Raw genomic sequence first — 19,755 nt, forward strand, 5'->3', positions numbered from 1 at the left:
TCTCCCTTCAGGGAGAGGGCTGGGGAGAGGGAGCGGAGTCAAACCGAGGCACCCAGGCCACCTGGAAACTCTGTTCGCGAGCAAGCTCGCTCCTACGAAAAGCCCCTCGCGCTCAATCCAGACGACGGGCCAGCGACTCGAACAGCGCCTCGTACAGCCTGTCCACTTCCGCCAGCTCCCGCGCCCGCAGGCAGCCGTGGACCAGCCCCGGGCCGGGGAAGCAGTCCACCTCCACCCCATCCCGGCGCAGTCGTTCCGCGTAGCGCAGCCCGTCGTCACGCAGCGGATCGAACTCGGCGACGCCGATGAAGGCCGGCGCCAGTCCGGCGAAGTCATGGGCGCGCAGGGGCAGGGCGAGGGGGCGGTGGCGTTGCAGGGGCTCGGGCAGGTAGGCATCGATGCACACCCGCATATCGGCAGCAGACAACAACGGCGCATCCGCACACTCGACTCGCGAATCCGTCGCCTCGTCACCCAAGGCCGGATAGACCAGCGCCTGGGCCCGTGGCTGCGGCTCGCCGGCATCGCGCAGGGCCAGGCACAGGGCGGCGGCCAGGTTGCCGCCGGCGCTGTCGCCGGCCACCGCCAGGCGGGTGCGGTCGATGGGTTCGCCCAGCGCGCCGTCGCGCAGGGCGCGCCAGGCCGCCAGGCTGTCCTGCAGGGCGGCGGGGAAGGGGTGTTCCGGGGCCAGCCGGTAGTCCGCCGCCGCCACCAGCAGGCCCAGGCGGGCGGCCAGCTCGGCGCAGAAGAAGGCGTGGGAGTCGAGGTCGCCGAGCATCCAGCCGCCGCCGTGGAGGAACAGCAGTGCCGCCCAGCCGCTGGCGGGCGCTGTGCCCGCCGGGCGGAACAGGCGCAGCGGCGGCAGGCCGGCCAGGGCCAGGTCGCTCACCCGCAGGCCCGTTGGGCGCGGCGGGGTGAAGGCGGCGGCCATGCGCGAATAGGCCGCGCGTTGCGCGGCCAGGGAGGGTTCGGCAGTGGCGAAGGCGCGGGTGCGCGCGACGAACGCCGCCATGCCGGGGGACAGCGGGTACTCGCGCGCCACGCTCAACCCGGCAGGCCGATCACGCGGCCGACGTGCTCCGGCCGCGGCAGGGCGCGGTGCGCTTCGGCCAGGGCCAGCACGCGCTCCAGCACCACGCCCTCGAAGGGCGCCGAGCGGGGGCCGTCCAGGCTCACGTGCAGCAGCATCTGTTCACTGGCCGCCAGCGGCGCGGCTTCGCCGGGGCGGTGCAGGGTGTGGTGCACGTGCAGGCGCTTGCGGTCGTGGGCCAGCAGCTGGGTGCGCACTTCCACCGCCTCGCCCTGCTTCACCTCGTGCAGGTAGTTCAGGTGCACCTCCAGGGTGAACAGCGAGTGGCCGCTGGCCTCGCGGCCGGCGCTGTCCAGGCCCAGGTGGTCCATCAGGGCGTCGGTGGCGTAGCTGAAGATCAGCAGGTAGTAGGCGTCGCGCAGGTGGCCGTTGTAGTCGGTCCACTCGGCGAGCACCGGGGTTTCGTAGGTTTTCAGGGTGGGCATGGGTGCGCTTCCGAAGAGCCCCTCTCCCCAGCCCTCTCCCTGAAGGGAGAGGGGGCCGTCCGGAGGGGCGGATGGATCGAGGTTAGTCGACGAAGGCGAAGCCGTGGCGGGCCTTGGTGTCCTTGATGGCGCCTAGCACCGCCAGCAGGCAGTCGTCGCGGTAGCGCTCCAGCTCCGCGATGCTGCGGTTGCCCTGCTGTTCGGCGGTGCCTTCGACCACCTTGTCGATCAGCGATTCGGTCAGCTCCGGCGCCGGCAGGTAGGTCCAGGGCAGTTGCAGGGCCGGGCCGAACTGGGCCATGAAGTGGCGCATGCCGGCGTTGCCGCCGGCCAGGGTGTAGGTCAGGAAGGTGCCCATGAAAGACCAGCGCAGGCCGGCGCCGAAACGGATGGCGTCGTCGATCTCGCCGGTGCTGGCGACGCCGTCGTTGACCAGGTGCAGGGCCTCGCGCCAGAGCGCTTCGAGCAGGCGATCGGCGATGAAGCCGGGGACTTCCTTGCGCACGTGCAGCGGGCGCATGCCCAGGCTGCGGTACACCGCGATGGCCGCCTGGATGGCCGCCGGGTCGGTCTTCTCGCCGCCCACCACTTCCACCAGCGGCAGCAGGTACACCGGGTTGAACGGGTGGCCGACCACGCAGCGTTCGGGGTGCGTGGCGTCGGCATAGAACTCGCTGGGCAGCAGGCCCGAGGTGCTGGAGCCGATCAGCGCGTTGGGCTTGGCCGCGGCGCTGATCTTCGCGTGCAGCTCGCATTTCAGGTCCAGGCGCTCGGGGGCGCTTTCCTGGATGAAGTCGGCGTCGCGCACGCATTCCTCGATGGTGTCGACGAACTTCAGGCGCTCCTGGGAGGCGCCGGGCACCAGGCCGGCCTTCTGCAGCGCCGGCCAGGCGTTGGCCACGCGCTGGCGCAGGGCGGCCTCGGCGCCGGGGGCCGGGTCCCAGGCGACGACGTCCAGGCCATGGGCCAGGGCGCGGGCGATCCAGCCGCTGCCGATGACGCCGCTGCCGAGGGCGGCGAAGGTCTTGATTTCGGTGATGTAGGACATGAAGGGCTCCAGCGGGAAAGGGGGGCGGGCTTTTCGTAGGGCGAATAACCGTTCGCGGTTGTCCGCCGTTTGGCCTTGGCTCCAGGCGCGCCTCGGACCTGGCCACGGAGCGCCTGTCCAGGGGGCTCCGGGTTCGAACCAGAGGCCGGGCATGGGGTCGGTGCATCGGCGGATAACCCGTTCCGGGTCATTCGCCCTACGTCGACGTATGCAGCTCCGGATCAGCGGGGCTTGAGGTTCATCTTCCTGCGCCCCTCGGCCGGGGTGAGGGCGCGGCCGCCGAGGCGTTCGATGATTTCCACCGCGCGCTCCACCAGGCTGCCGTTGCTGGCGTGCACGCCGCGGTCCAGCCAGATGTTGTCCTCCAGGCCCACCCGCACGTTGCCGCCCAGCAGCATGGCCTGGGCGACCATGGGCATCTGCGAGCGGCCGATGCCGAAGCCGGCCCAGGTGATGCCTTCGGGGATGTTGTCGGCCATGGCCTTCATGGTGGTGGTGTCGGCCGGCGCGCCCCAGGGGATGCCCAGGCAGATCTGGATCAGCGGGTCTTCCAGCAGGCCTTCCTTGAGCATCTGTTTGGCGAACCACAGGTGCCCGGTGTCGAAGATTTCCAGCTCGGCCTTCACCCCCAGCTCGGTGATGCGCCTGGCGCCGGCGCGCAGCTGCGCCGGGGTGGAAACGTAGATGAAGTCGCCGTCGCCGAAGTTCAGGGTGCCGCAGTCCAGGGTGCAGATTTCCGGCAGCAGCGCCTCGACGTGGGCCAGGCGTTCCAGCGGGCCGACCAGGTCGGTGCCGGCGCCGAACTCCAGGGGCTGCTCGCCCTTGCCGATCTCCAGGTCGCCGCCCATGCCGGCGGTGAGGTTGATGATGACGTCGGTGTCGCTCTCGCGGATGCGTTCCACCACCTCGCGGTACAGGTTCACGTCGCGGCTGGGCTTGCCGGTCTGCGGGTCGCGCACGTGGCAGTGGGCCACGGTGGCGCCGGCCTTGGCCGCCTCGATGGCGGCGGCGGCGATTTCCCTGGGGGTGACGGGGATGGCCGGGTGCTTGCCGACGGTGTCGCCGGCGCCGGTCACCGCGCAGGTGACTATGACTTCGTAGTTCACGGTGGCTTTCCTTTCTTCAGGCGTACGGGGGCCCTGCGCGGCCGGGGCGCCGCGCAAGGGTGGGGCGTGGTTGGCTTACTTGAGGCTGGCGACGAAGGCGGGCTCGGCCGGCTTGCCGTCGAAGGTGGTCACGCCGTCGAGCCAGGCCTTGAGCTGGTCGGGGTGGGCCTTGAGCCAGGTGCGGGCGGCGTCCAGCGGCTGGCTGCGGTCGAGGATGGGTTCCATCACCTGGCTGACTTCCTGGCTGCTGAAGCGCAGGTTGTGCAGCAGCCTGGCGACGTTGCCGCACTGCTGCTGGTAGCCGGCGGCGGTCATGATGGAGACGGTGGCGGCGCCTTCGTTGGGGCCGAACACGTCGTCGCTGCCGGTGAGGTACTTCATGTCGATCTGCAGGTTCATCGGGTGCGGCTTCCAGCCGAAGAACACCACCCACTGCTGGCGCTTGATGGCGCGCTTGACCGCGGTGAGCATGCCGGCCTCGCTGGACTCGACGACCTGGAAGCCCTTCAGGCCGAACTTGTCCTTGGCGATCATGTCCGCGGTGATGCGGTTGGAGCCGCTGCCGGGCTCGATCAGGTAGATCTTGTTGTCCAGCTTGTCGCGGAACTTGGCGATGTCGGCGAAGGTCTTCAGGCCGCCGTCGTAGACGTAGGTGGGCACCGCGTAGGTGGATTGCGCGTCGCCCAGGGTGGCCGGGGTGATGACTTCGATCTGCTGCTTGTCCAGGTAGGGCTTGGCCACCGGCTGCATGGTCGGCTGCCAGTAGCCGAGGAAGACGTCGAGCTGCTTGTCGGCCATGCCGGCGAGGATGATCTGCTGCGAGGCGCTGGTCTGCTTGACCTTGTAGCCCAGGCCGTCGAGCAGGGCCTCGGCCACGGCGCTGCTGGCCACCACGTCGGTCCAGTTCACCGAGCCCATGCGCACGTTCTGGCACGAGGCCGGCTCGGCGGCCCAGGCGCCGGTGGCGAGGGTGAACAGCGCGGCGCAGGCGCCCGCTTTGATCGATAGCTTCATGACTTCTCCTCAAGGCCTTTGCGGCAATGGTTATCGTTGTTGTGTCATGGCCCCGCGTGGCGGTGGCTGGTGTTCAAGTTACGCACGGGCTGCGACGAAAAATCGCACTCCGGCGACCTGCTCTTGCACGGTAGCGACCTCTTCCATTGCCAGCTTCGCGCAAATGTTCTAAGCCAGTGGATCGCTGCCCGAATCGCCTGGATGACGCCATGTCGAACGACTTCTGGTTCCTCCTGTTGCCCGGTTTTTCCGTGATGGGCTTCATTTCCGCCGTGGAGCCGCTGCGCGTCGCCAACCGCTTCCGCGGCGGGCTGTACCGCTGGCATCTGCTGAGCGTCGACGGCGGCCCGGTGCTGGGCAGCAACGGCATGTCGATGAACGCCGATGGCGCCCTGGAGGCCCTGGGCCGCGGCGACACCCTGTTCGTGGTGGCCGGCTTCGACCCGCTGCAGGCCTGCACCCCGGCGCTGCTGCACTGGCTGCGCCGCCTCGACCGCGAGGGCGTGACCCTCGGCGGCATCGACACCGGCAGCTTCGTCCTCGCCGAGGCCGGGCTGCTCGAACGCCACCGCTGTACGGTGCACTGGGAGGCGCTGGACGCCTTCCGCGAGACTTATCCACAGCTGCAGGCGACCCAGGAGCTGTTCGAGATCGACGGCGCGCGCATCACCTCCGCCGGCGGCACGGCGTCCATCGACCTGATGCTCGACCTGATCGCCCGTGCCCAGGGCCCGGAGCTGGCGGTGCAGGTTTCCGAGCAGTTCGTGGTCGGGCGCATCCGCACCCGCCAGGACCACCAGCGCCTGCAGCTGGCGGCGCGCTACGGGGTGAGCAACAAGAAGCTGATCCAGGTGCTGGGCGAGATGGAAAGGCACACCGAGCCGCCGCTCTCCACCCTGGACCTGGCCGAGCGCATCCAGGTCACCCGCCGCCAGCTGGAGCGCCTGTTCCGCCTGCACCTGCACGACACGCCCTCGAACTTCTACCTCGGCCTGCGCCTGGACAAGGCCCGCCAGCTGCTGCGGCAGACGGAGATGAGCGTGCTGGAGGTGGGGCTGGCGTGCGGGTTCGAGTCGCCTTCGTATCTGTCGCGCAGCTATCGGGTGCGGTTCGGGGTGTGTCCTCGGGAGGATCGGGGGGTGTTTGCCGGGCAGGCTTCGGCGGGGGTGAAGAGCCCCTCTCCCCAGCCCTCTCCCTGAAGGGAGAGGGGGCTTGTCCGTGCCGAGAGGAGTGATGGTTTCAGCCGGAAACCAAGGGTGTTGCCGGCTGACTCCAGAGCATCCAGTTCTGCCCAACGGTCCCCTCTCCCTTCAGGGAGAGGGTTAGGGAGAGGGAACGGAGTGTGGTGGTTCAATTTCCTCGGACACCTCGATAGGTGGAAAATCCACTGAATAGAGGAGTCATTCATGAGCCGTAAACGCAGAACATTCGATGCCAGTTTCAAGCTGCAAGTCGTCCAGATGATCAAGGACCAGGGCCTGAGCATTACGCAGGTCTGCCGAGATATGGACCTGGGAGAGACGGCAGTTCGCCGCTGGATTCAGCAATACGAAGCCGAACTGTCGGGACAGGCGGGAGTGGGTAAGCCGCTGACACCCGAGCAGCAGCGGATTCGTCAGTTGGAGGCCGAGAATCGCCAATTGAAGCAGGACAACGACCTGCTAAAAAAGGCTTCGGCCTTCTTTGCCCGCGAACTGAAGTGATTTACCGATTAATCGCTCAGCAGCAGAAGAAGGTCGGGATTACGCGGCTGTGCCGGCTGCTGGGTGTCAGTCGGTCAGGCTACTACACCGCGCAGCGCCGCCCCTTGCGCCCATCCCTGCACTGCCCGGTAGCCGCCTCCCTGAAAGCCCTGTTCATGAGCTGCGGGCGTACCTATGGGAGTCGTCGCCTCCACGCCGCCCTCAACTCCGAAGGCGTGCGCGTAGGACGCTACCGAGTCCGCCGGCTGATGCGCGAGCACCGGCTTCGGCCTGTCTGGAAGCGCAAGTTCGTGCACACGACCAACAGCAAGCATGACCTGCCGATAGCCTCCAATCTGCTGGCCCGCCAGTTCGATCCTCCGGCCGTAAACCAGGCCTGGGTGGCGGATATCACCTACATCCGTACCCGTCGAGGTTGGCTGTACCTGGCCGCGGTGATGGACCTGTATTCGCGCAAGATCGTCGGCTGGGCGATGGCACCGAACATGCCGGCGGAACTGGTCTGTTCGGCGCTACAGATGGCGATTGCTCAGCGGCAGCCAGCACCAGGCCTGGTCGTGCACTCGGATCGTGGTAGCCAGTACGCCAGCGAGGTTTATCGTGCGCTGCTCAGGCGGCATGGCCTAGTTTTGAGCATGAGCCGCAAGGGGAACTGCTGGGACAACGCCGTCATGGAACGTTTCTTCCTGAACCTGAAAATGGAGCGGGTCTGGCAACGTGACTACGCCAATCATGCCGAGGCTATGACCGACATCGCCGACTACATCGTCGGCTTCTACAACAACGTACGTCTGCACTCCAGCTTGGGCTATCTGCCACCCACCAGCTACGAGCGCAGGCCACCCAGACAACCTATCGAAGTGTCCGAAATTATTTGACCACCACAGAGTCGAACCCAAACACCGAAGCCCCAGGTGAACACCGTTCGCGAGCAAGCTCGCTCCTACGAAGAGCCGTTCGGCACCTTGGCAACATCCGTGGGACCAGTGTCATTCCTCCAAACCCACCCCAGGCGCACCATGACCAGAACCCCCACTCCAGGAGCCCCATCATGAGCGAAGCCCGCCCACCCCTGCCGCCCTTCACCCGCGAAACCGCCATCCAGAAGGTGCGCGCCGCCGAGGATGGCTGGAACAGCCGCGACCCCGCGCGGGTGTCCCTGGCCTACAGCGCGGACAGCACCTGGCGCAACCGCTCCACCTTCATCCGCGGCCGCCTGCAGATCGTCGAGTTCCTCACCGGCAAGTGGCGCCGCGAGCTGGACTACCGGTTGATCAAGGAACTCTGGGCTTTCACCGGCAACCGTATCGCCGTGCGCTTCGCCTACGAGTGGCACGACGACTCGGGCAACTGGTTCCGCTCCTACGGCAACGAGAACTGGGCCTTCGACGAGCAGGGCCTGATGGTCGAGCGCCACGCCAGCATCAACGACCTGCCCATCGCCGAGGACGAGCGGTTGTTCCGCTGGCCGCTGGGCCGGCGCCCGGACGACCACCCGTCGCTGAGCGACCTCGGGCTCTGAGCCGGCCGCGGGCGCGGGGCGCGTGCCCCGCCCCGCGGTGGGCCTCAGTGCGCTTCTTCCAGGTCGTCGTGGAGCAGGTTGAGGATCTCGCGCTTCATCTCGATGAACTGGCGGTCCATCACCATGTCCAGCGAGCGCGGGCGCTCGATGGGCACGTCGAGGATGCGCTTGATGCGCCCCGGGCGGGCGCCCATGACGTAGACGCGGTCGCCCAGCAGGATGGCCTCGTCGATGTCGTGGGTGACGAACACCACGGTCTTCTTGCTGTGGTCCCAGACGCGCAGCAGCAGCTTCTGCATCTGCATGCGCGTCTGGCTGTCGAGGGCGCCGAAGGGCTCGTCCATCAGCAGGATCTGCGGGTCGTTGGCCAGCGCGCGGGCGATGGCCACGCGCTGCATCATGCCGCCGGAGAGCTGCTTGGGGTAGTTGCCGGCGAAGTTGGCCAGGCCCACCTCGTTGAGGTAGTGGTCGACGATCTCCTTGCGCTCGGCGGCCGGCATGCCGCGGCGCTTCAGGCCGAACTCGACGTTCTCGCGCACCGTCAGCCAGGGGAACAGGGTGTAGCTCTGGAACACCATGCCGCGGTCCGCGCCGGGGCCGTCGACGCGCTGGCCGCCGACGTAGATGTCGCCCTCGGTGGGCTCGGAAAGCCCCGCGGTGAGGTACAGCAGGCTCGACTTGCCGCAGCCCGAAGGGCCGACGATGACCGCGAACTGCTGGTCCGGAACCTCGAACGACACCTTGTCCAGCGCGCTGAAGGTGCCGCCCTCGGGGGTGCGGTAGCGCAGGCTGACCTGGTCCACGCGCAGCCGCGCCGGCTGCGCCCCTTGTGCGGCCGGTGCCGCGTCGTTGCGTTGCATGGCTGCTACTGCGCCCATGAGGCCACCTTCAGTCGGAGGATGCGGAAGAGTTGGTCGGTGATCAGCCCGAGCAGGCCGATGATGGCGATGGCCAGGAAGATCACGTCCACCTGGAAGCCGCGCATGGCCTTGAGGCTGATGTAGCCCAGGCCGCTGGAGGCGGCGACCAGCTCGGCCACCACCAGGTAGGTCCAGGCCCAGCCCATGGTCACCCGCAGGGTGTCCAGCACGCCGGGCAGCGAGGCCGGGCCGAGCACGTGCAGGACCACGTCGCGGCGGTTGCAGCCCAGGGTGTAGGAGGCGTTGACCAGGTCCTTGGCGACGCCGCGGGAGACGTCGGCGATCATCACCAGCTGCTGGAAGAACACGCCGAAGATGATCACCGTGACGCGCTGCTCGATGCCGATGCCGATCCACAGGATGAACAGCGGCACGAAGGAGGTCACCGGCAGGTAGCGGATGAAGTTCACCAGCGGCTCGAGGAAGGCCTGGACGATGCGGAAGCTGCCCATCAGCAGGCCCAGGGGCACGGCCACCAGGGACGACACCAGGAAGCCGATCATCACCACCTCGACGCTGGCCAGCACGTGGGTGCCCAGGGTGCCGTCGCGGCCCAGGCGCAGCGCCGCCTCGAACACCGCGCCGGGGCTGGGCAGGAACATCGCCGGCACCACGCCGCCGTAGGAGAGCAGGGCCCACAGGCCGAACACCAGGAGCCAGCACAGGGCGCTGGCGGACCACACCAGGCGCACCGGCAGCTCGACCTTGGGGGTCAGGCAGCGGCTGAGCCAGGATTTCTTGGGACGTGACATCGCGGATTACCTCCATGCGGACGGCCGCGGGCCTTCCGCCAGGGCGGGAAACGAAGGATGGGAAGGGGCGGGCGCGCGGCCCGCCGGGTTCACTGGGCGACGAAGCGGGGGTCCACCAGGTCGTCGTAGCTGACCTGGAAGGTCTTGCCCTGCAGCTGGGTCCAGGTCTCGTTGGCCAGGCCGATGAGGTCCTTGATGTCGCCGGCCTTGTCGGGCATGCCGAGGAGCTTCTCGCTCATGGCCTGGTCGTAGAAGCGCACGCCCTTGGCCGCCTCGGCCAGGTCCTTGGGATCGGCGAGGTAGCCGCCGACGCCCTTGGCCATGATCGCGTAGGCCTCCTGCGGGTGCTCCCGGGTGTACTGCACGGCCTTGTACAGGCCCTTGACCAGGGCCTTTACGTCGTCGGGCTGCTTCTCGATGACGTCGCAGTTCAGCGCCACCACGTCGACGATCACGCCGGGGGTGCTGGTGCTGTCCACCAGCACCTTGCCCTGCTGCTTCTGGCGCACCATCGACAGGTGCGGCTCCCAGGTCACCGCGGCGGGGATGCGCCCGGCGATGAAGGCGGTGGCGGCATCGTCGGCGGTCATGTTCTGCACCTTGATGTCGCTCATGCTCATGCCGGCGTTCTTCAGCAGGTAGGACAGCCAGAACTGCGACACCGAGCCCTCGTTGACCGCCACTTCCTGGCCCTTGAGCTGGGCCAGGCTGGTGACGTCCTTGGCCACCAGCACGCCGTCGCCGCCATGGCTGTCGTCCAGCGCGGCCACGGCCTTGAAGCAGAACTGCGGGCGGTACTTGAGGATCTCGTCGATGGTCGAGGCGGAGCCGGAGAGTTTCCCGGAGGCCTGGGCGGCCATGTACATCGCCGCTTCCTCGATGGGGGTGAGCTGCAGGTCCAGGCCCTGCTCCTTGAAGTAGCCCAGGTCGCGGGCCAGGTACAGGGTGCCGTAGCCGACCCAGGTGGTATGGCCGATGGACAGGGTGCCGGCCTGGGCCGCCCCGGCGGCGGCGGCGAGCAGCCCGGCAAGGGCGAGGGGACGGGTGAAACGCGCAAGCAAGGACTTGTTCATGAAGCACTCCCACAGCCTGTTGGGCTTGTTATTGGATAACTGCGGCAGTGGCCAGGTGGCCGGAGGTACAGCGAAGCGGGACGTGCGCGGCGACGGGCTCTGCGGCCCCTGGGCCCGCCATGGCGGGCGGCACGTGACAGGGCGGATGGTGGCCGAAGCGGGAGGCTCGGAAAATTATTAAATATGTCGTTGCGACATAAGAAAAAGCTGCCTTCCGCCGGTGTGGCCCGTCCTTGCCACGCCAGGGGTGTGTCGCTGGATGCCTGGATGATACTCGGCCGTTTCCTATGCCTTGATGGGCCTCTTCCCATAGGGGCCTTCGGTCCGCGGCGCTAGACTTCCGCACCCCACCGGGCTGCCGCGTCAACCGGCCATGTATCGGAAACCTTACATTCTTGACCAAGACGGAATAATCGCCAGGCACGGGCCTGTTAAGGTTTCCTTAAGGCCGGGACCGTCCCGCTGCCCACGGAAAACCACCGGAGCGACCCTCCGGCGTTCGAGAATCCCCATGCTGCAACGCTACTTCTGGAAGCTGCTGCCCAAGCTCCAGCGCAACTTCCTGCTCAGCCGCCTGCCGGTGCAGGAACGCCAGATCGTCAACAAGGCGATGTCCGGCAACGCCCGCTTCCCCGCGTACTTCCGCGAACGCCGCTGCCTGTTCGTGCACGTGCCCAAGTGCGCCGGCAGCAGCCTCTGCGCGGCGCTGTTCGACGGCGGCCGCCCCGGCCACCTGCCGCTGTACTGGTACGAGCAGCAGTTCCCCCGCGAATACGCCGATAGCTTCAGGTTCAGCTTCGTCCGCGACCCGCTGGAGCGCGCCTACTCGGCCTACGCCTACCTGCGCGGCAACCAGCTGCCGCAGCGCGACCGGGCGGCGCACCAGCTGGTCTGCCAGTTCCGCGACTTCGACGACTTCGTCGGCCGCTGGCTGCACCCGGACAACCTCCACCGCCAGCTGCATTTCGTGCCGCAGGTGGCATTCCTCAGCGACTCCCTCGGCCACCTGGGGCTAGACTTCGTCGGCCGCCAGGAGAACCTGGAGGCGGATTTCCAGGCGCTGTGCGAGCGCCTGGGCGTCAGCGGCCAACTGCCCCACCTGAACGCCTCGCGGCAGCGCCAGGCGGGGCCGGCGCGGGAGTTCTGCAGCACTCGCACGCGGCGCCTGGTGCGCCGCGCCTATCAACGCGACTACCAGCTACTCGGCTATGAGTGATCTCAAAGTACCCCTGTTCCCCGTCACCGGCAGCGTCCGCCGCGAGGCCCGCGCCGCGCTCAAGGGCCAGCGCCCCTGCTGCATCTGGCTGACCGGCCTGTCCGGTTCGGGCAAGTCGAGCCTGGCCAACGCCCTGGAGCTGGCCCTGCACCGCGAGCGCGTGCACAGCTTCCTGCTCGATGGCGACCAGGTCCGCGGCGGCCTGTGCAGCGACCTGGACATGAGCCCCGAGGGCCGCCGCGAGAACATCCGCCGCCTGGCCGAGGCCGCGCGCCTGATGACCGAGGCCGGGCTGGTGGTGATAGTCGCGGCCATCTCGCCGTTCCGCGCCGAGCGCGACGCCGCCCGCGCGCTGTTCCCGGCCGAGGAGTTCCTGGGCGTGTACCTCAGCACGCCGCTGCAGACCTGCGCCGAACGTGACCCCAAGGGCCTGTACAAGGCCGCCAGGGAGGGCCGCCTGCGCAACTTCACCGGCATCGACAGCCTCTACGAGCCGCCGCTGGACGCCGATTTCGAGGTGGACGCCACCCACACCTCCACCGACGAGGCCTGCCGCCGCCTGCTCGGGCTGGTGCTGCAGCGCTGCCGCCCCGGCGCGGCCTGAGCGCCCGCCCAGGATCCGCCGCGGCGGCATCGCGGGTCGTGACAGGCCCTGAGCCCGGCTTGCCGTCCCCGCGCGCGGCTGGGCAAGATGGATGCCCAACCACCGCCGCGGGGTATCCGTGTCCGTTCTCTTCGAGGCCCTCTGGCCGCTCTTCGCGCTCATCGTCGGCGGCTACCTGCTGCGCCGCTGCGGCTTCCCCGGCGAGGCCTTCTGGCCGGCGGCCGAACGCCTGAACTACTTCATCCTGTTCCCCGCGCTGCTGTTCGCCAGCCTGGCCAAGGCGCCGCTGCGCGACCCCGGGCTGGGCCGCCTGGCCCTGGCGGTGGCCCTGGGCCTGGGCGGCGCCTGGCTGGCGTTGCTGGCGAGCCGGCGCCTGCGCGCCTGGAGCGCGGCGCGCTTCGGCGCCCTCGCCCAGGGCGTGCTGCGCTTCAACACCTACCTGGGCCTGGCCGCGGTGGGCAGCCTGTACGGCAAGCAGGGGCTGACCCTCGCCGCGCTGATGCTGGCGCTGATGGTGCCGACGGTGAACCTGATGTCGGTCTGGGCGCTGACCGCCGAGCGCGGCATCAGCGCCCGCGCGCTGCTGCTGCCGATCCTGAAGAACCCGCTGATCCTCGCCTGCGCCGCTGGCGCCCTGGTCAACCTGGCCGGCTTCGAACTGGGCGGCGGCAGCGCCCGGCTGTTCGACCTGCTGGCCTTGGCCAGCCTGCCGCTGGGCCTGCTGTGCGTGGGCGCCGCGCTGCAACCGCGGGAGCTGCGCGCGGAACTGCCGGCCCTGCTGGGCTGCTGCGCGGTACGCCTGCTGGCGATGCCGCTGCTGGCCTTCGGCGCCGCCCGCCTGCTCGGCCTGGCGGCGCTGGAAACCGCGGTGCTGGTGCTGTTCTTCGCCCTGCCCACGGCGCCCACGGCCTACGTGCTGACGCGCCAGCTGGGCGGCGACAGCCACCTGATGGCGGGCATCATCACCCTGCAGACGCTGCTGGCCGGTGCCAGCCTGCTGCTGGTGATGGCCCTGGTGCAGGCCCTGGGCTGACGCGCCCGATCATGGGGCGCGCCGGCTCACTGGGTGGTGCCGGTGGCGCCGCTGCTGCGCTCGCCGTCGCTACCGCCGCCACCGCCGTTGTTGGACAGGGCCACGCCAATCGCCACCGCGGCGGCGCCCAGGCCGACCACGGCGGCGCTGGAGAGGTTGCCGTGCAGCGGGGTGGACAGCGCCAGCGGCGAGTCGGCCTGCGGCAGGCTGGCCGGCAGCGCCGGGGGCGTCGGCTGGGCGGCCTGGGGCTGGATGGGTTGGGCGTCGGGGCGGTCGTCGCCCGGCTGTTCGGCGGCCACGGCCGGCAGGCAAAGGCTGGCCAGCAGGGGTAGGAGGCAGTACTTGCGCATGGTGCGGCTCCGGTGGGGGATTGGAGCGGGGCACGATGCGGCGCGCGGGTTCCTCCGCCTATTGGAGGCGGGCGCGTTGTGGGAGGGGTATTTCTTTGTGGGGCAGGGAAATTTCCGGCGCAGGTTGGCGAACTTTCCCCAGCTGCCCGGAAAGCCCCGCCGGGCGGCGGGGCAGGCCGGATCAGAAGTGGTACTTCACCAGCAGGCTGGTGGTGTTCTGGTCGGTGGTGAAGAACTGCGAGTCCTTGATGCCGTACTTGTCGGACCAGTAGTCGTATTCCACGCCCACGTACAGGTGCTTGGCCTCGTAGCCCATGGCCTTGCCCAGGTCGTACTTGATCTGCGGGTTGAAGTGCAGGTTGGCGTGGTAGTCGCTCTGGCCGCGCTCGCTGGCGCTGGCGCTCTTGTTGTTGACCACCCAGTCCATGAAGCCGTCGAAGAGGATGTCGGAGTTGCCCACCGGGATGGTGACGGCCCATGCCGGGGTGACCTGCCAGGCGCCGGAGGGCACGCGGTTGCCGTCGGGCTTGCGGTAGTAGAAGTTCAGCTGGAAGTAGTCGAAGCCGGGCAGGGCCAGGTCGAAGCCCGGGCCGATCAGGTAGGCCTCGGTGTCGCCTTCGCCGAACTCGTAGGTGGTGGCCAGCAGCACGTCCTTGATCGGGCCCAGGGACAGGTCGGCGCCGGTGATCTTGCCGAACGACAGGCGCGGGCTGAATTCGCCGTAGTAGGTGTTCTTGCCGTTCTGGCTGTCTTCCTTGCCGTTGTAGTTGATCTGGTCGACGAAGAACCAGATGTCGCCCCAGGTCCAGGCGCTCGCGCTCTCGAAGGTGAAGGTCTGCTGGATCGGCGGGTTGACCTTGAAGTTCTTGCCCCACAGGTAGGTCAGGCTCTCGTTGTGCCAGATCAGCGGGCCGTCGTTGCTGGCCGGTGCGGGGGTGAGGTCTTCGCCGCCGGCCATGGCCTGGCCGGTAGCCAGCAGCCCGCCGGCGAGCAGCAGGGATGCGAGGGTGCGAGTCATGTGGTGCTCCTAGGTTTTGAAGTGCAGCGATCTCGTTGGAATTCTGAACCTGTCCATTCGGTCAGGCCTGGCCTGCCGAGGCAAGATCGGGGCCAACGCCGGGCGTTGGCCGGGTTTTCCTTGTATGTATGGGGAAAAACCATGCTTTTTCAGGGGCCTGGCCACGCCGGGGCGAGCGCCTGGAATCGGGCAAAAACCTGACTCATGGGACAGGTAGTGCCTTCGAACAGGGCAGCGCAGGCCGTCGAAGCGCCATTTTGGCGAGCATGGAAAGGGCTTATTGAATACATGTTTTCTTTGAGTTGAATGGAATCAATTCAAAATGTGTATACAATTTTGCTGTGAAGAATCTACACAACCGCCCTTCGCGGCTCCCTTGCCGGGTAGCCGCGACTTTCCGGGCGCGGATGATGCCAGAGCCGCGCCGCACAAGCACCTCCGCCGGCCCGGCGGCGGCTTCACCAGGCGGCGATCTGCCCGTCGGTGCGCGGCTCGGTGCCGCCGCAGAGCACGCCGCTGAGCGGGTCGCGCAGGATGATCTGGCCGCGGCCGTAGCTGGTCAGGTCGTGGGCCACCTCCACGTGGTGGCCGCGGCGGGTGAGCACCGCCGCCAGGCTGCGCGGCGCGCCGTGCTCGATGCCGATGCGCTTGTCGCCCAGCCACTGCCAGCGCGGGGCGTCCAGCGCGGCCTGGGGGTTGAGGCCGAAGTCCACCAGGTTCATCACCATCTGCACGTGGCCCTGGGGCTGCATGTAGGCGCCCATCACGCCGAAGGGCCCCAGCGGCACGCCACCCTTGCTGAGGAAGCCGGGGATGATGGTGTGGAAGGTCTTCTTGCCCGGGGCCAGGGCGTTGACGTGGCTGGCGTCGAGGCTGAACTCGGCGCCGCGGTTCTGCAGCGCGATGCCGGTGCCGGGCACCACCACGCCGGAGCCGAAGCCGTGGTAGTTGCTCTGGATGAAGGACACCAGGTTGCCCTCGCCGTCGGCCGTGGCCAGGTACACGGTGCCGCCGGCGCGCGGCTTGCCCGGGTGCGGTTCCAGGGCGCGCTCGCCGATCAGCGCGCGGCGGCTGGCGGCGTAGTCGTCGCTGAGCAGGTCGGCCACGCTGAAGCGCATGGCGTCCGGCTGGCCGATGTAGGCGCGGCCGTCGGCGTAGGCCAGCTTCATGGCCTCCAGCTGGCGGTGCCAGGTGTCCGGGCTGTCGCGCTCGCCGAAGGTGAAGCCCTTGAGGATGTTCAGGGCCATCAGCGCCACCAGGCCCTGGCCGGCCGGGGGATTTCCCAGACGTCGTAGCCGCGGTAGTTCAGCGAGATGGGCTCGACCCATTGCGCGCGGTAGCCGGCCAGGTCGGCCTCGCCCAGGTAGCCGCCGCTGGCGGCGGCATGGGCGGCGATGCGTCGGGCCAGGGCGCCGCGGTAGAAGCTCTCGCACTTCGTCTCGGCCAGCTCGCGCAGGGTCCGCGCCTGGCCGGGGTGGCGGAAGATTTCCCCGGCGCGCGGGGCGCGGCCGTCGACGAGGAACTCGTCGAACCAGGCCGCCAGCTCCGGGTGCGCGTCGCGCACGCCGCGGAACTTGTCCAGGCCGCCCTGCCACAGCCCGGCGATCACCGGCGAGAGCGGGAAGCCTTCCTCGGCCAGCTCGATGGCCGGGGCCAGCAGCTCGGCGAAGGGCCGCCGGCCGAAGCGCGCCGACAGCTCGGCCCAGGCCGCCGGGCAGCCGGGCACCGTCACCGGCGTCCAGCCGTACAGCGGCATGCGCGTGTGCCCGGCGCCCTGCACGGTGGCGATATCCAGCGCCCGCGGGGCGAAGCCGGCGGCGTCCAGGCCGTGCAGCCGGTCCTTGACCCACACCAGGGCGAAGGCGTCGCCGCCGATGCCGCAGCCGGTGGGCTCCACCACCGTCAGCGCCGCCGCCGTGGCCACTGCGGCGTCCACCGCGTTGCCGCCGCGCCTGAGGATATCCAGCCCGACCTGCGCCGCCAGCGGCTGCGAGGTGGCCACCATGCCGCGCCGGGCATACACCAGGGAACGCTGCGAGGGGTAGGGGTATTCCTGGGCGGAGAAATTCAGCATGGCGGGCTCCGTTGACGGCTTGAGGCGGCAGGGTAGCCCTGCCAGACTCTGACGACTAGCGATACAAAGCCAAAGCATAGCGATGAACGGACAGCACCCCGACCTGCAACGCTCGATCCCGGCGCTCGACGACCTGCCGCGGCCGGTCTACGCGCGCGCCGAGAGCCTGCGCGCCGGTTCCTGGACCGGCCGCCACCACCACGCCTGGGTGCAACTGTCCTACGCCATCAGCGGGGTGCTCGGCGTGCACACCGCCGAGGGCAGCTTCTTCGCCCCGCCGCAGCGCGCCATCTGGATACCCGCCTACCTGGAGCACCAGGTGGTCACCTCCGGCCGCGCGGAGATGCGCAGCCTCTACCTGAGCGCCGAGGCCTGCGCCTGGGCGCCACCACGCTGCCGGGTGCTGGAGGTGACGCCGCTGGCCCGCGAGCTGGTCAAGGCCTTCTGCGAGCTACCGGTGGATTATCCACAGGGCGACAGCCCCGAGCAGCGCCTGGTGAGCGTGCTGCTGGACCAGCTGCGCACCCTGCCGGAAGTCGCCTTCTCCCTGCCCATGCCCCGGGAGCCGCGGCTGCTGCAACTGTGCCAGGCGCTGATCGACCAGCCCGGCGCCAGCCTCACCCTGGGCGACTGGGCGCAGCGCCTGGGTACCTCGGAGAAGACCCTGTCGCGCCTGTTCCAGCGCGAGACCGGCATGAGCTTCCGCCTCTGGCGCCAACGCCAGCGCCTGCTCGGTTCCCTCGGCGTGCTGGAGGAAGGCGCCAGCGTCACCGCCGCCGCGCTGGACTGTGGCTACGACTCCACCTCGGCCTACATCGCCGCCTTCAAGGGGCTGTTCGGCTTCACCCCCGGTGAGCTGTTCAAGCAACGCTGAGCCGCTGCGGTGTATCTCCCCTGTACCTGTAGGAGCGAGCTTGCTCGCGAACAGCGTTTCCAGGCGGCCCTGGTGTTGCAGTTTGACTCCGCAACCCTCTCCCCAGCCCTCTCCCTGAAGGGAGAGGGGGCTAGTCCGTGCCGAGAGGAGGAGTGGTGTCAGCCGGAAACCTTCGGAGTTGCCGGCTAACTCCTATACATCCGTATCTGCCCAACGGTCCCCTCTCCCTTCAGGGCGGGGCGCGCAGCCGAGGGTTAGGGAGAGGGCGCTCTTCAGGCCAGGCACCGAAGCCACCAGGAGACCCGGTTCGCGAGCAAGAGCCAGGCGCTCCCCTCGCTCCTACGAAAAGCCGCTCCGAATAAGCGGATTTCCGCTCATCCACCCCCGTCGATCGGCAGCCAGGCGCCTGCCCACAGCGTACGAAAACCCTGTAAGCCCTTGTGCCACGCGGCTTTGCGCCCTTGGCACGCTGCCTGCTATCGCCCTCCTCACTGCGCCGCACCTCGCGGCGCGCCGGTGCGTGGTTTCGTGGTCCACGCACCCGACGACAACAACGACAAGAGGATTACCCATGGATAGCGCAAGCGCCGTCTCCGCTTCTGCCGCGCCCCGTACGACCTCCCAGCGCATCAAGTCGATCTTCAGCGGTTCGGTGGGCAACCTGGTGGAGTGGTACGACTGGTACGTCTACGCCGCCTTCTCGCTGTACTTCGCCAAGGCCTTCTTCCCCCAGGGCGACATGACCGCCCAGCTGCTGAACACCGCCGCGATCTTCGCCGTGGGCTTCCTGATGCGCCCGATCGGCGGCTGGCTGATGGGTATCTACGCCGACCGCAAGGGCCGCAAGGCCGCGCTGCTGGCCTCGGTGCTGCTGATGTGCTTCGGCTCGCTGATCATCGCCCTGACCCCCAGCTACGAGACCATCGGCGTCGGCGCGCCCATCCTGCTGGTGCTCGCGCGCCTGCTGCAGGGCCTGTCGGTCGGCGGCGAATACGGCACCTCGGCCACCTACCTCAGCGAGATGGCCAACAAGGAACAGCGCGGCTTCTTCTCCAGCTTCCAGTACGTGACCCTGATCTCCGGCCAGCTCATCGCCCTGGCGGTGCTGATCGTGCTGCAGCAGACCCTCACCGTCGAACAGCTGGAAAGCTGGGGCTGGCGCGTGCCCTTCTTCATCGGCGCGCTGTGCGCGGTGACCGCCATGTTCCTGCGCCGCGGCATGGAAGAGACCGAGTCCTTCTCGCAGAAGAAGGAAGAGCCCAAGGAAAGCCTGATGCGCGCCCTGCTGCGCCACCCGAAGGAAGTGCTCACCGTGGTCGGCCTGACCATGGGCGGCACCCTGGCCTTCTACACCTACACCACGTACATGCAGAAGTACCTGGTGAACACCGTGGGCATGAGCAAGACCGACTCGACCATGATCTCGGCCGCCACCCTGTTCCTGTTCATGCTGCTGCAACCCATCGTCGGCGCGCTGTCGGACAAGATCGGCCGCCGCCCGATCCTGATCGCCTTCGGCGTGCTGGGCACCCTGTTCACCTACCCGATCCTCAGCACCCTGCACACCATCGACACCTGGTGGGGCGCGTTCTTCCTGATCATGGCGGCGCTGGTGATCGTCAGCGGCTACACCTCGATCAACGCCGTGGTGAAGGCCGAGCTGTTCCCCACCGAGATCCGTGCCCTGGGCGTGGGCCTGCCCTACGCGCTGACCGTGTCGATCTTCGGCGGCACCGCCGAGTACGTGGCGCTGTGGTTCAAGAGCGTCGGTCTCGAGAGCGGCTTCTACTGGTACGTCACCGGCTGCATCGCCTGCTCGCTGCTGGTCTACGTGACCATGAAGGACACCCGGACGCACTCGAAGATCACCACCGACTGATAGGGCGCGTGCCCTGGCCCCGGGCAGGTTCCGGGGCGTTTTATCCACAAGGCC

General features: G+C 68.5%; 18 protein-coding genes and 1 pseudogene. 8 read left to right on the plus strand and 11 right to left on the minus strand.

Going from position 1 to position 19,755, the window contains the following annotated elements; genetic code table 11:
- Positions 1 to 112 precede the first annotated feature (112 nt).
- From PKO50_RS31230 to PKO50_RS31250, 5 genes are all read right to left on the minus strand, one after another.
- Complete coding sequence (locus tag PKO50_RS31230; protein WP_275628174.1) at positions 113 to 1,042, minus strand: alpha/beta hydrolase; 930 nt, start codon at positions 1,040 to 1,042, stop codon at positions 113 to 115.
- A 2-nt stretch (positions 1,043 to 1,044) separates the two neighbouring features.
- Positions 1,045 to 1,515 (minus strand): thioesterase family protein, encoded by a 471-nt coding sequence (locus tag PKO50_RS31235; RefSeq protein WP_109933909.1) that lies wholly within the window; start codon positions 1,513 to 1,515, stop codon positions 1,045 to 1,047.
- A gap of 82 nt (positions 1,516 to 1,597) precedes the next feature.
- Positions 1,598 to 2,563 carry an L-carnitine dehydrogenase gene (locus PKO50_RS31240; protein WP_109933910.1) on the minus strand — a complete coding sequence of 322 codons (966 nt, stop codon included), beginning with the start codon at positions 2,561 to 2,563 and terminating at the stop codon, positions 1,598 to 1,600.
- Positions 2,564 to 2,784: 221 nt separating this feature from the next.
- Complete coding sequence (locus PKO50_RS31245; RefSeq protein ID WP_109933911.1) at positions 2,785 to 3,669, minus strand: 3-keto-5-aminohexanoate cleavage protein; 885 nt, start codon at positions 3,667 to 3,669, stop codon at positions 2,785 to 2,787.
- Between the two features lie 75 nt (positions 3,670 to 3,744).
- Positions 3,745 to 4,683, minus strand: coding sequence for a choline ABC transporter substrate-binding protein (locus PKO50_RS31250; protein WP_275628175.1), 939 nt, complete (start codon positions 4,681 to 4,683; stop codon positions 3,745 to 3,747).
- A gap of 209 nt (positions 4,684 to 4,892) precedes the next feature.
- Between PKO50_RS31250 and PKO50_RS31255 the strand changes: the two genes are divergently transcribed.
- The 3 genes from PKO50_RS31255 to PKO50_RS31265 all read left to right on the plus strand — a co-directional run bounded on the left by PKO50_RS31255 (position 4,893) and on the right by PKO50_RS31265 (position 7,908).
- Positions 4,893 to 5,882, plus strand: coding sequence for a GlxA family transcriptional regulator (locus PKO50_RS31255; RefSeq protein ID WP_275628176.1), 990 nt, complete (start codon positions 4,893 to 4,895; stop codon positions 5,880 to 5,882).
- A gap of 207 nt (positions 5,883 to 6,089) precedes the next feature.
- Positions 6,090 to 7,264, plus strand: a protein-coding gene (locus PKO50_RS31260; RefSeq protein WP_275627392.1) for an IS3 family transposase whose coding sequence is annotated in 2 segments (ribosomal slippage) — positions 6,090 to 6,354 and positions 6,354 to 7,264 — 1,176 coding nt in all. Because the reading frame shifts where the segments join, the coding sequence is not laid out codon by codon here.
- Between the two features lie 173 nt (positions 7,265 to 7,437).
- Complete coding sequence (locus PKO50_RS31265; protein WP_089392521.1) at positions 7,438 to 7,908, plus strand: nuclear transport factor 2 family protein; 471 nt, start codon at positions 7,438 to 7,440, stop codon at positions 7,906 to 7,908.
- 44 nt (positions 7,909 to 7,952) lie between these two features.
- Here PKO50_RS31265 and PKO50_RS31270 read toward each other — a convergent pair whose 3' ends face one another.
- The 3 genes from PKO50_RS31270 to PKO50_RS31280 form a co-directional block, all read right to left on the minus strand.
- Positions 7,953 to 8,786, minus strand: a complete 834-nt coding sequence (locus PKO50_RS31270) for an ABC transporter ATP-binding protein (RefSeq protein ID WP_109933708.1) — start codon at positions 8,784 to 8,786, stop codon at positions 7,953 to 7,955.
- Positions 8,774 to 9,580, minus strand: coding sequence for an ABC transporter permease (locus PKO50_RS31275; protein ID WP_089392519.1), 807 nt, complete (start codon positions 9,578 to 9,580; stop codon positions 8,774 to 8,776). The genes PKO50_RS31270 and PKO50_RS31275 overlap by 13 nt, the downstream gene beginning before the upstream one ends.
- An 89-nt stretch (positions 9,581 to 9,669) precedes the next feature.
- Positions 9,670 to 10,653, minus strand: a complete 984-nt coding sequence (locus PKO50_RS31280) for an ABC transporter substrate-binding protein (protein ID WP_275628177.1) — start codon at positions 10,651 to 10,653, stop codon at positions 9,670 to 9,672.
- A gap of 511 nt (positions 10,654 to 11,164) precedes the next feature.
- Between PKO50_RS31280 and PKO50_RS31285 the strand changes: the two genes are divergently transcribed.
- The 3 genes from PKO50_RS31285 to PKO50_RS31295 all read left to right on the plus strand — a co-directional run bounded on the left by PKO50_RS31285 (position 11,165) and on the right by PKO50_RS31295 (position 13,506).
- Positions 11,165 to 11,869: a sulfotransferase family 2 domain-containing protein gene (locus tag PKO50_RS31285; protein ID WP_109933710.1), complete on the plus strand. Its 705-nt coding sequence runs from the start codon at positions 11,165 to 11,167 to the stop codon at positions 11,867 to 11,869.
- Positions 11,862 to 12,473, plus strand: coding sequence for an adenylyl-sulfate kinase (gene cysC / locus PKO50_RS31290; RefSeq protein ID WP_275628178.1), 612 nt, complete (start codon positions 11,862 to 11,864; stop codon positions 12,471 to 12,473). Before PKO50_RS31285 ends, cysC begins: the two co-directional genes overlap by 8 nt.
- 91 nt (positions 12,474 to 12,564) lie before the next feature.
- On the plus strand, positions 12,565 to 13,506 hold the full coding sequence (locus PKO50_RS31295) for an AEC family transporter (RefSeq protein WP_275628179.1): 942 nt from the start codon (positions 12,565 to 12,567) through the stop codon (positions 13,504 to 13,506).
- Between the two features lie 26 nt (positions 13,507 to 13,532).
- Here PKO50_RS31295 and PKO50_RS31300 read toward each other — a convergent pair whose 3' ends face one another.
- The 3 genes and pseudogenes from PKO50_RS31300 to PKO50_RS31310 all read right to left on the minus strand — a co-directional run bounded on the left by PKO50_RS31300 (position 13,533) and on the right by PKO50_RS31310 (position 16,948).
- Positions 13,533 to 13,856: a hypothetical protein gene (locus PKO50_RS31300; protein ID WP_275628180.1), complete on the minus strand. Its 324-nt coding sequence runs from the start codon at positions 13,854 to 13,856 to the stop codon at positions 13,533 to 13,535.
- 181 nt (positions 13,857 to 14,037) lie between these two features.
- Positions 14,038 to 14,874, minus strand: coding sequence for an outer membrane protein OmpK (locus tag PKO50_RS31305; protein ID WP_043270226.1), 837 nt, complete (start codon positions 14,872 to 14,874; stop codon positions 14,038 to 14,040).
- Positions 14,875 to 15,332: 458 nt separating this feature from the next.
- Positions 15,333 to 16,948 (minus strand): annotated as a pseudogene (locus PKO50_RS31310) (gamma-glutamyltransferase family protein).
- 76 nt (positions 16,949 to 17,024) lie between these two features.
- Between PKO50_RS31310 and PKO50_RS31315 the strand changes: the two are divergent.
- Both PKO50_RS31315 and PKO50_RS31320 read left to right on the plus strand, forming a co-directional pair.
- Positions 17,025 to 17,822, plus strand: a complete 798-nt coding sequence (locus PKO50_RS31315) for a helix-turn-helix transcriptional regulator (RefSeq protein ID WP_109934716.1) — start codon at positions 17,025 to 17,027, stop codon at positions 17,820 to 17,822.
- A 571-nt stretch (positions 17,823 to 18,393) separates the two neighbouring features.
- Positions 18,394 to 19,701 carry an MFS transporter gene (locus tag PKO50_RS31320; protein WP_275628181.1) on the plus strand — a complete coding sequence of 436 codons (1,308 nt, stop codon included), beginning with the start codon at positions 18,394 to 18,396 and terminating at the stop codon, positions 19,699 to 19,701.
- Positions 19,702 to 19,755: the final 54 nt, after the last annotated feature.

This window comes from Pseudomonas sp. 273, from assembly GCF_029201425.1.
GTDB lineage: Bacteria > Pseudomonadota > Gammaproteobacteria > Pseudomonadales > Pseudomonadaceae > Pseudomonas > Pseudomonas delhiensis.

What these genes read in the sequence shown, in the direction of transcription:
- PKO50_RS31235 (WP_109933909.1), bottom strand. Translation starts at nt 1,515, where the DNA reads ATGCCCACCCTGAAAACCTACGAAACCCCGGTGCTCGCCGAGTGGACC.
- PKO50_RS31240 (WP_109933910.1), bottom strand. Translation starts at nt 2,563, where the DNA reads ATGTCCTACATCACCGAAATCAAGACCTTCGCCGCCCTCGGCAGCGGC.
- PKO50_RS31250 (WP_275628175.1), bottom strand. Translation starts at nt 4,683, where the DNA reads ATGAAGCTATCGATCAAAGCGGGCGCCTGCGCCGCGCTGTTCACCCTC.
- PKO50_RS31255 (WP_275628176.1), top strand. Translation starts at nt 4,893, where the DNA reads ATGTCGAACGACTTCTGGTTCCTCCTGTTGCCCGGTTTTTCCGTGATG.
- PKO50_RS31265 (WP_089392521.1), top strand. Translation starts at nt 7,438, where the DNA reads ATGAGCGAAGCCCGCCCACCCCTGCCGCCCTTCACCCGCGAAACCGCC.
- PKO50_RS31270 (WP_109933708.1), bottom strand. Translation starts at nt 8,786, where the DNA reads ATGGGCGCAGTAGCAGCCATGCAACGCAACGACGCGGCACCGGCCGCA.
- PKO50_RS31275 (WP_089392519.1), bottom strand. Translation starts at nt 9,580, where the DNA reads ATGTCACGTCCCAAGAAATCCTGGCTCAGCCGCTGCCTGACCCCCAAG.
- PKO50_RS31280 (WP_275628177.1), bottom strand. Translation starts at nt 10,653, where the DNA reads ATGAACAAGTCCTTGCTTGCGCGTTTCACCCGTCCCCTCGCCCTTGCC.
- PKO50_RS31285 (WP_109933710.1), top strand. Translation starts at nt 11,165, where the DNA reads ATGCTGCAACGCTACTTCTGGAAGCTGCTGCCCAAGCTCCAGCGCAAC.
- cysC (WP_275628178.1), top strand. Translation starts at nt 11,862, where the DNA reads ATGAGTGATCTCAAAGTACCCCTGTTCCCCGTCACCGGCAGCGTCCGC.
- PKO50_RS31295 (WP_275628179.1), top strand. Translation starts at nt 12,565, where the DNA reads ATGCCCAACCACCGCCGCGGGGTATCCGTGTCCGTTCTCTTCGAGGCC.
- PKO50_RS31300 (WP_275628180.1), bottom strand. Translation starts at nt 13,856, where the DNA reads ATGCGCAAGTACTGCCTCCTACCCCTGCTGGCCAGCCTTTGCCTGCCG.
- PKO50_RS31305 (WP_043270226.1), bottom strand. Translation starts at nt 14,874, where the DNA reads ATGACTCGCACCCTCGCATCCCTGCTGCTCGCCGGCGGGCTGCTGGCT.
- PKO50_RS31320 (WP_275628181.1), top strand. Translation starts at nt 18,394, where the DNA reads ATGGATAGCGCAAGCGCCGTCTCCGCTTCTGCCGCGCCCCGTACGACC.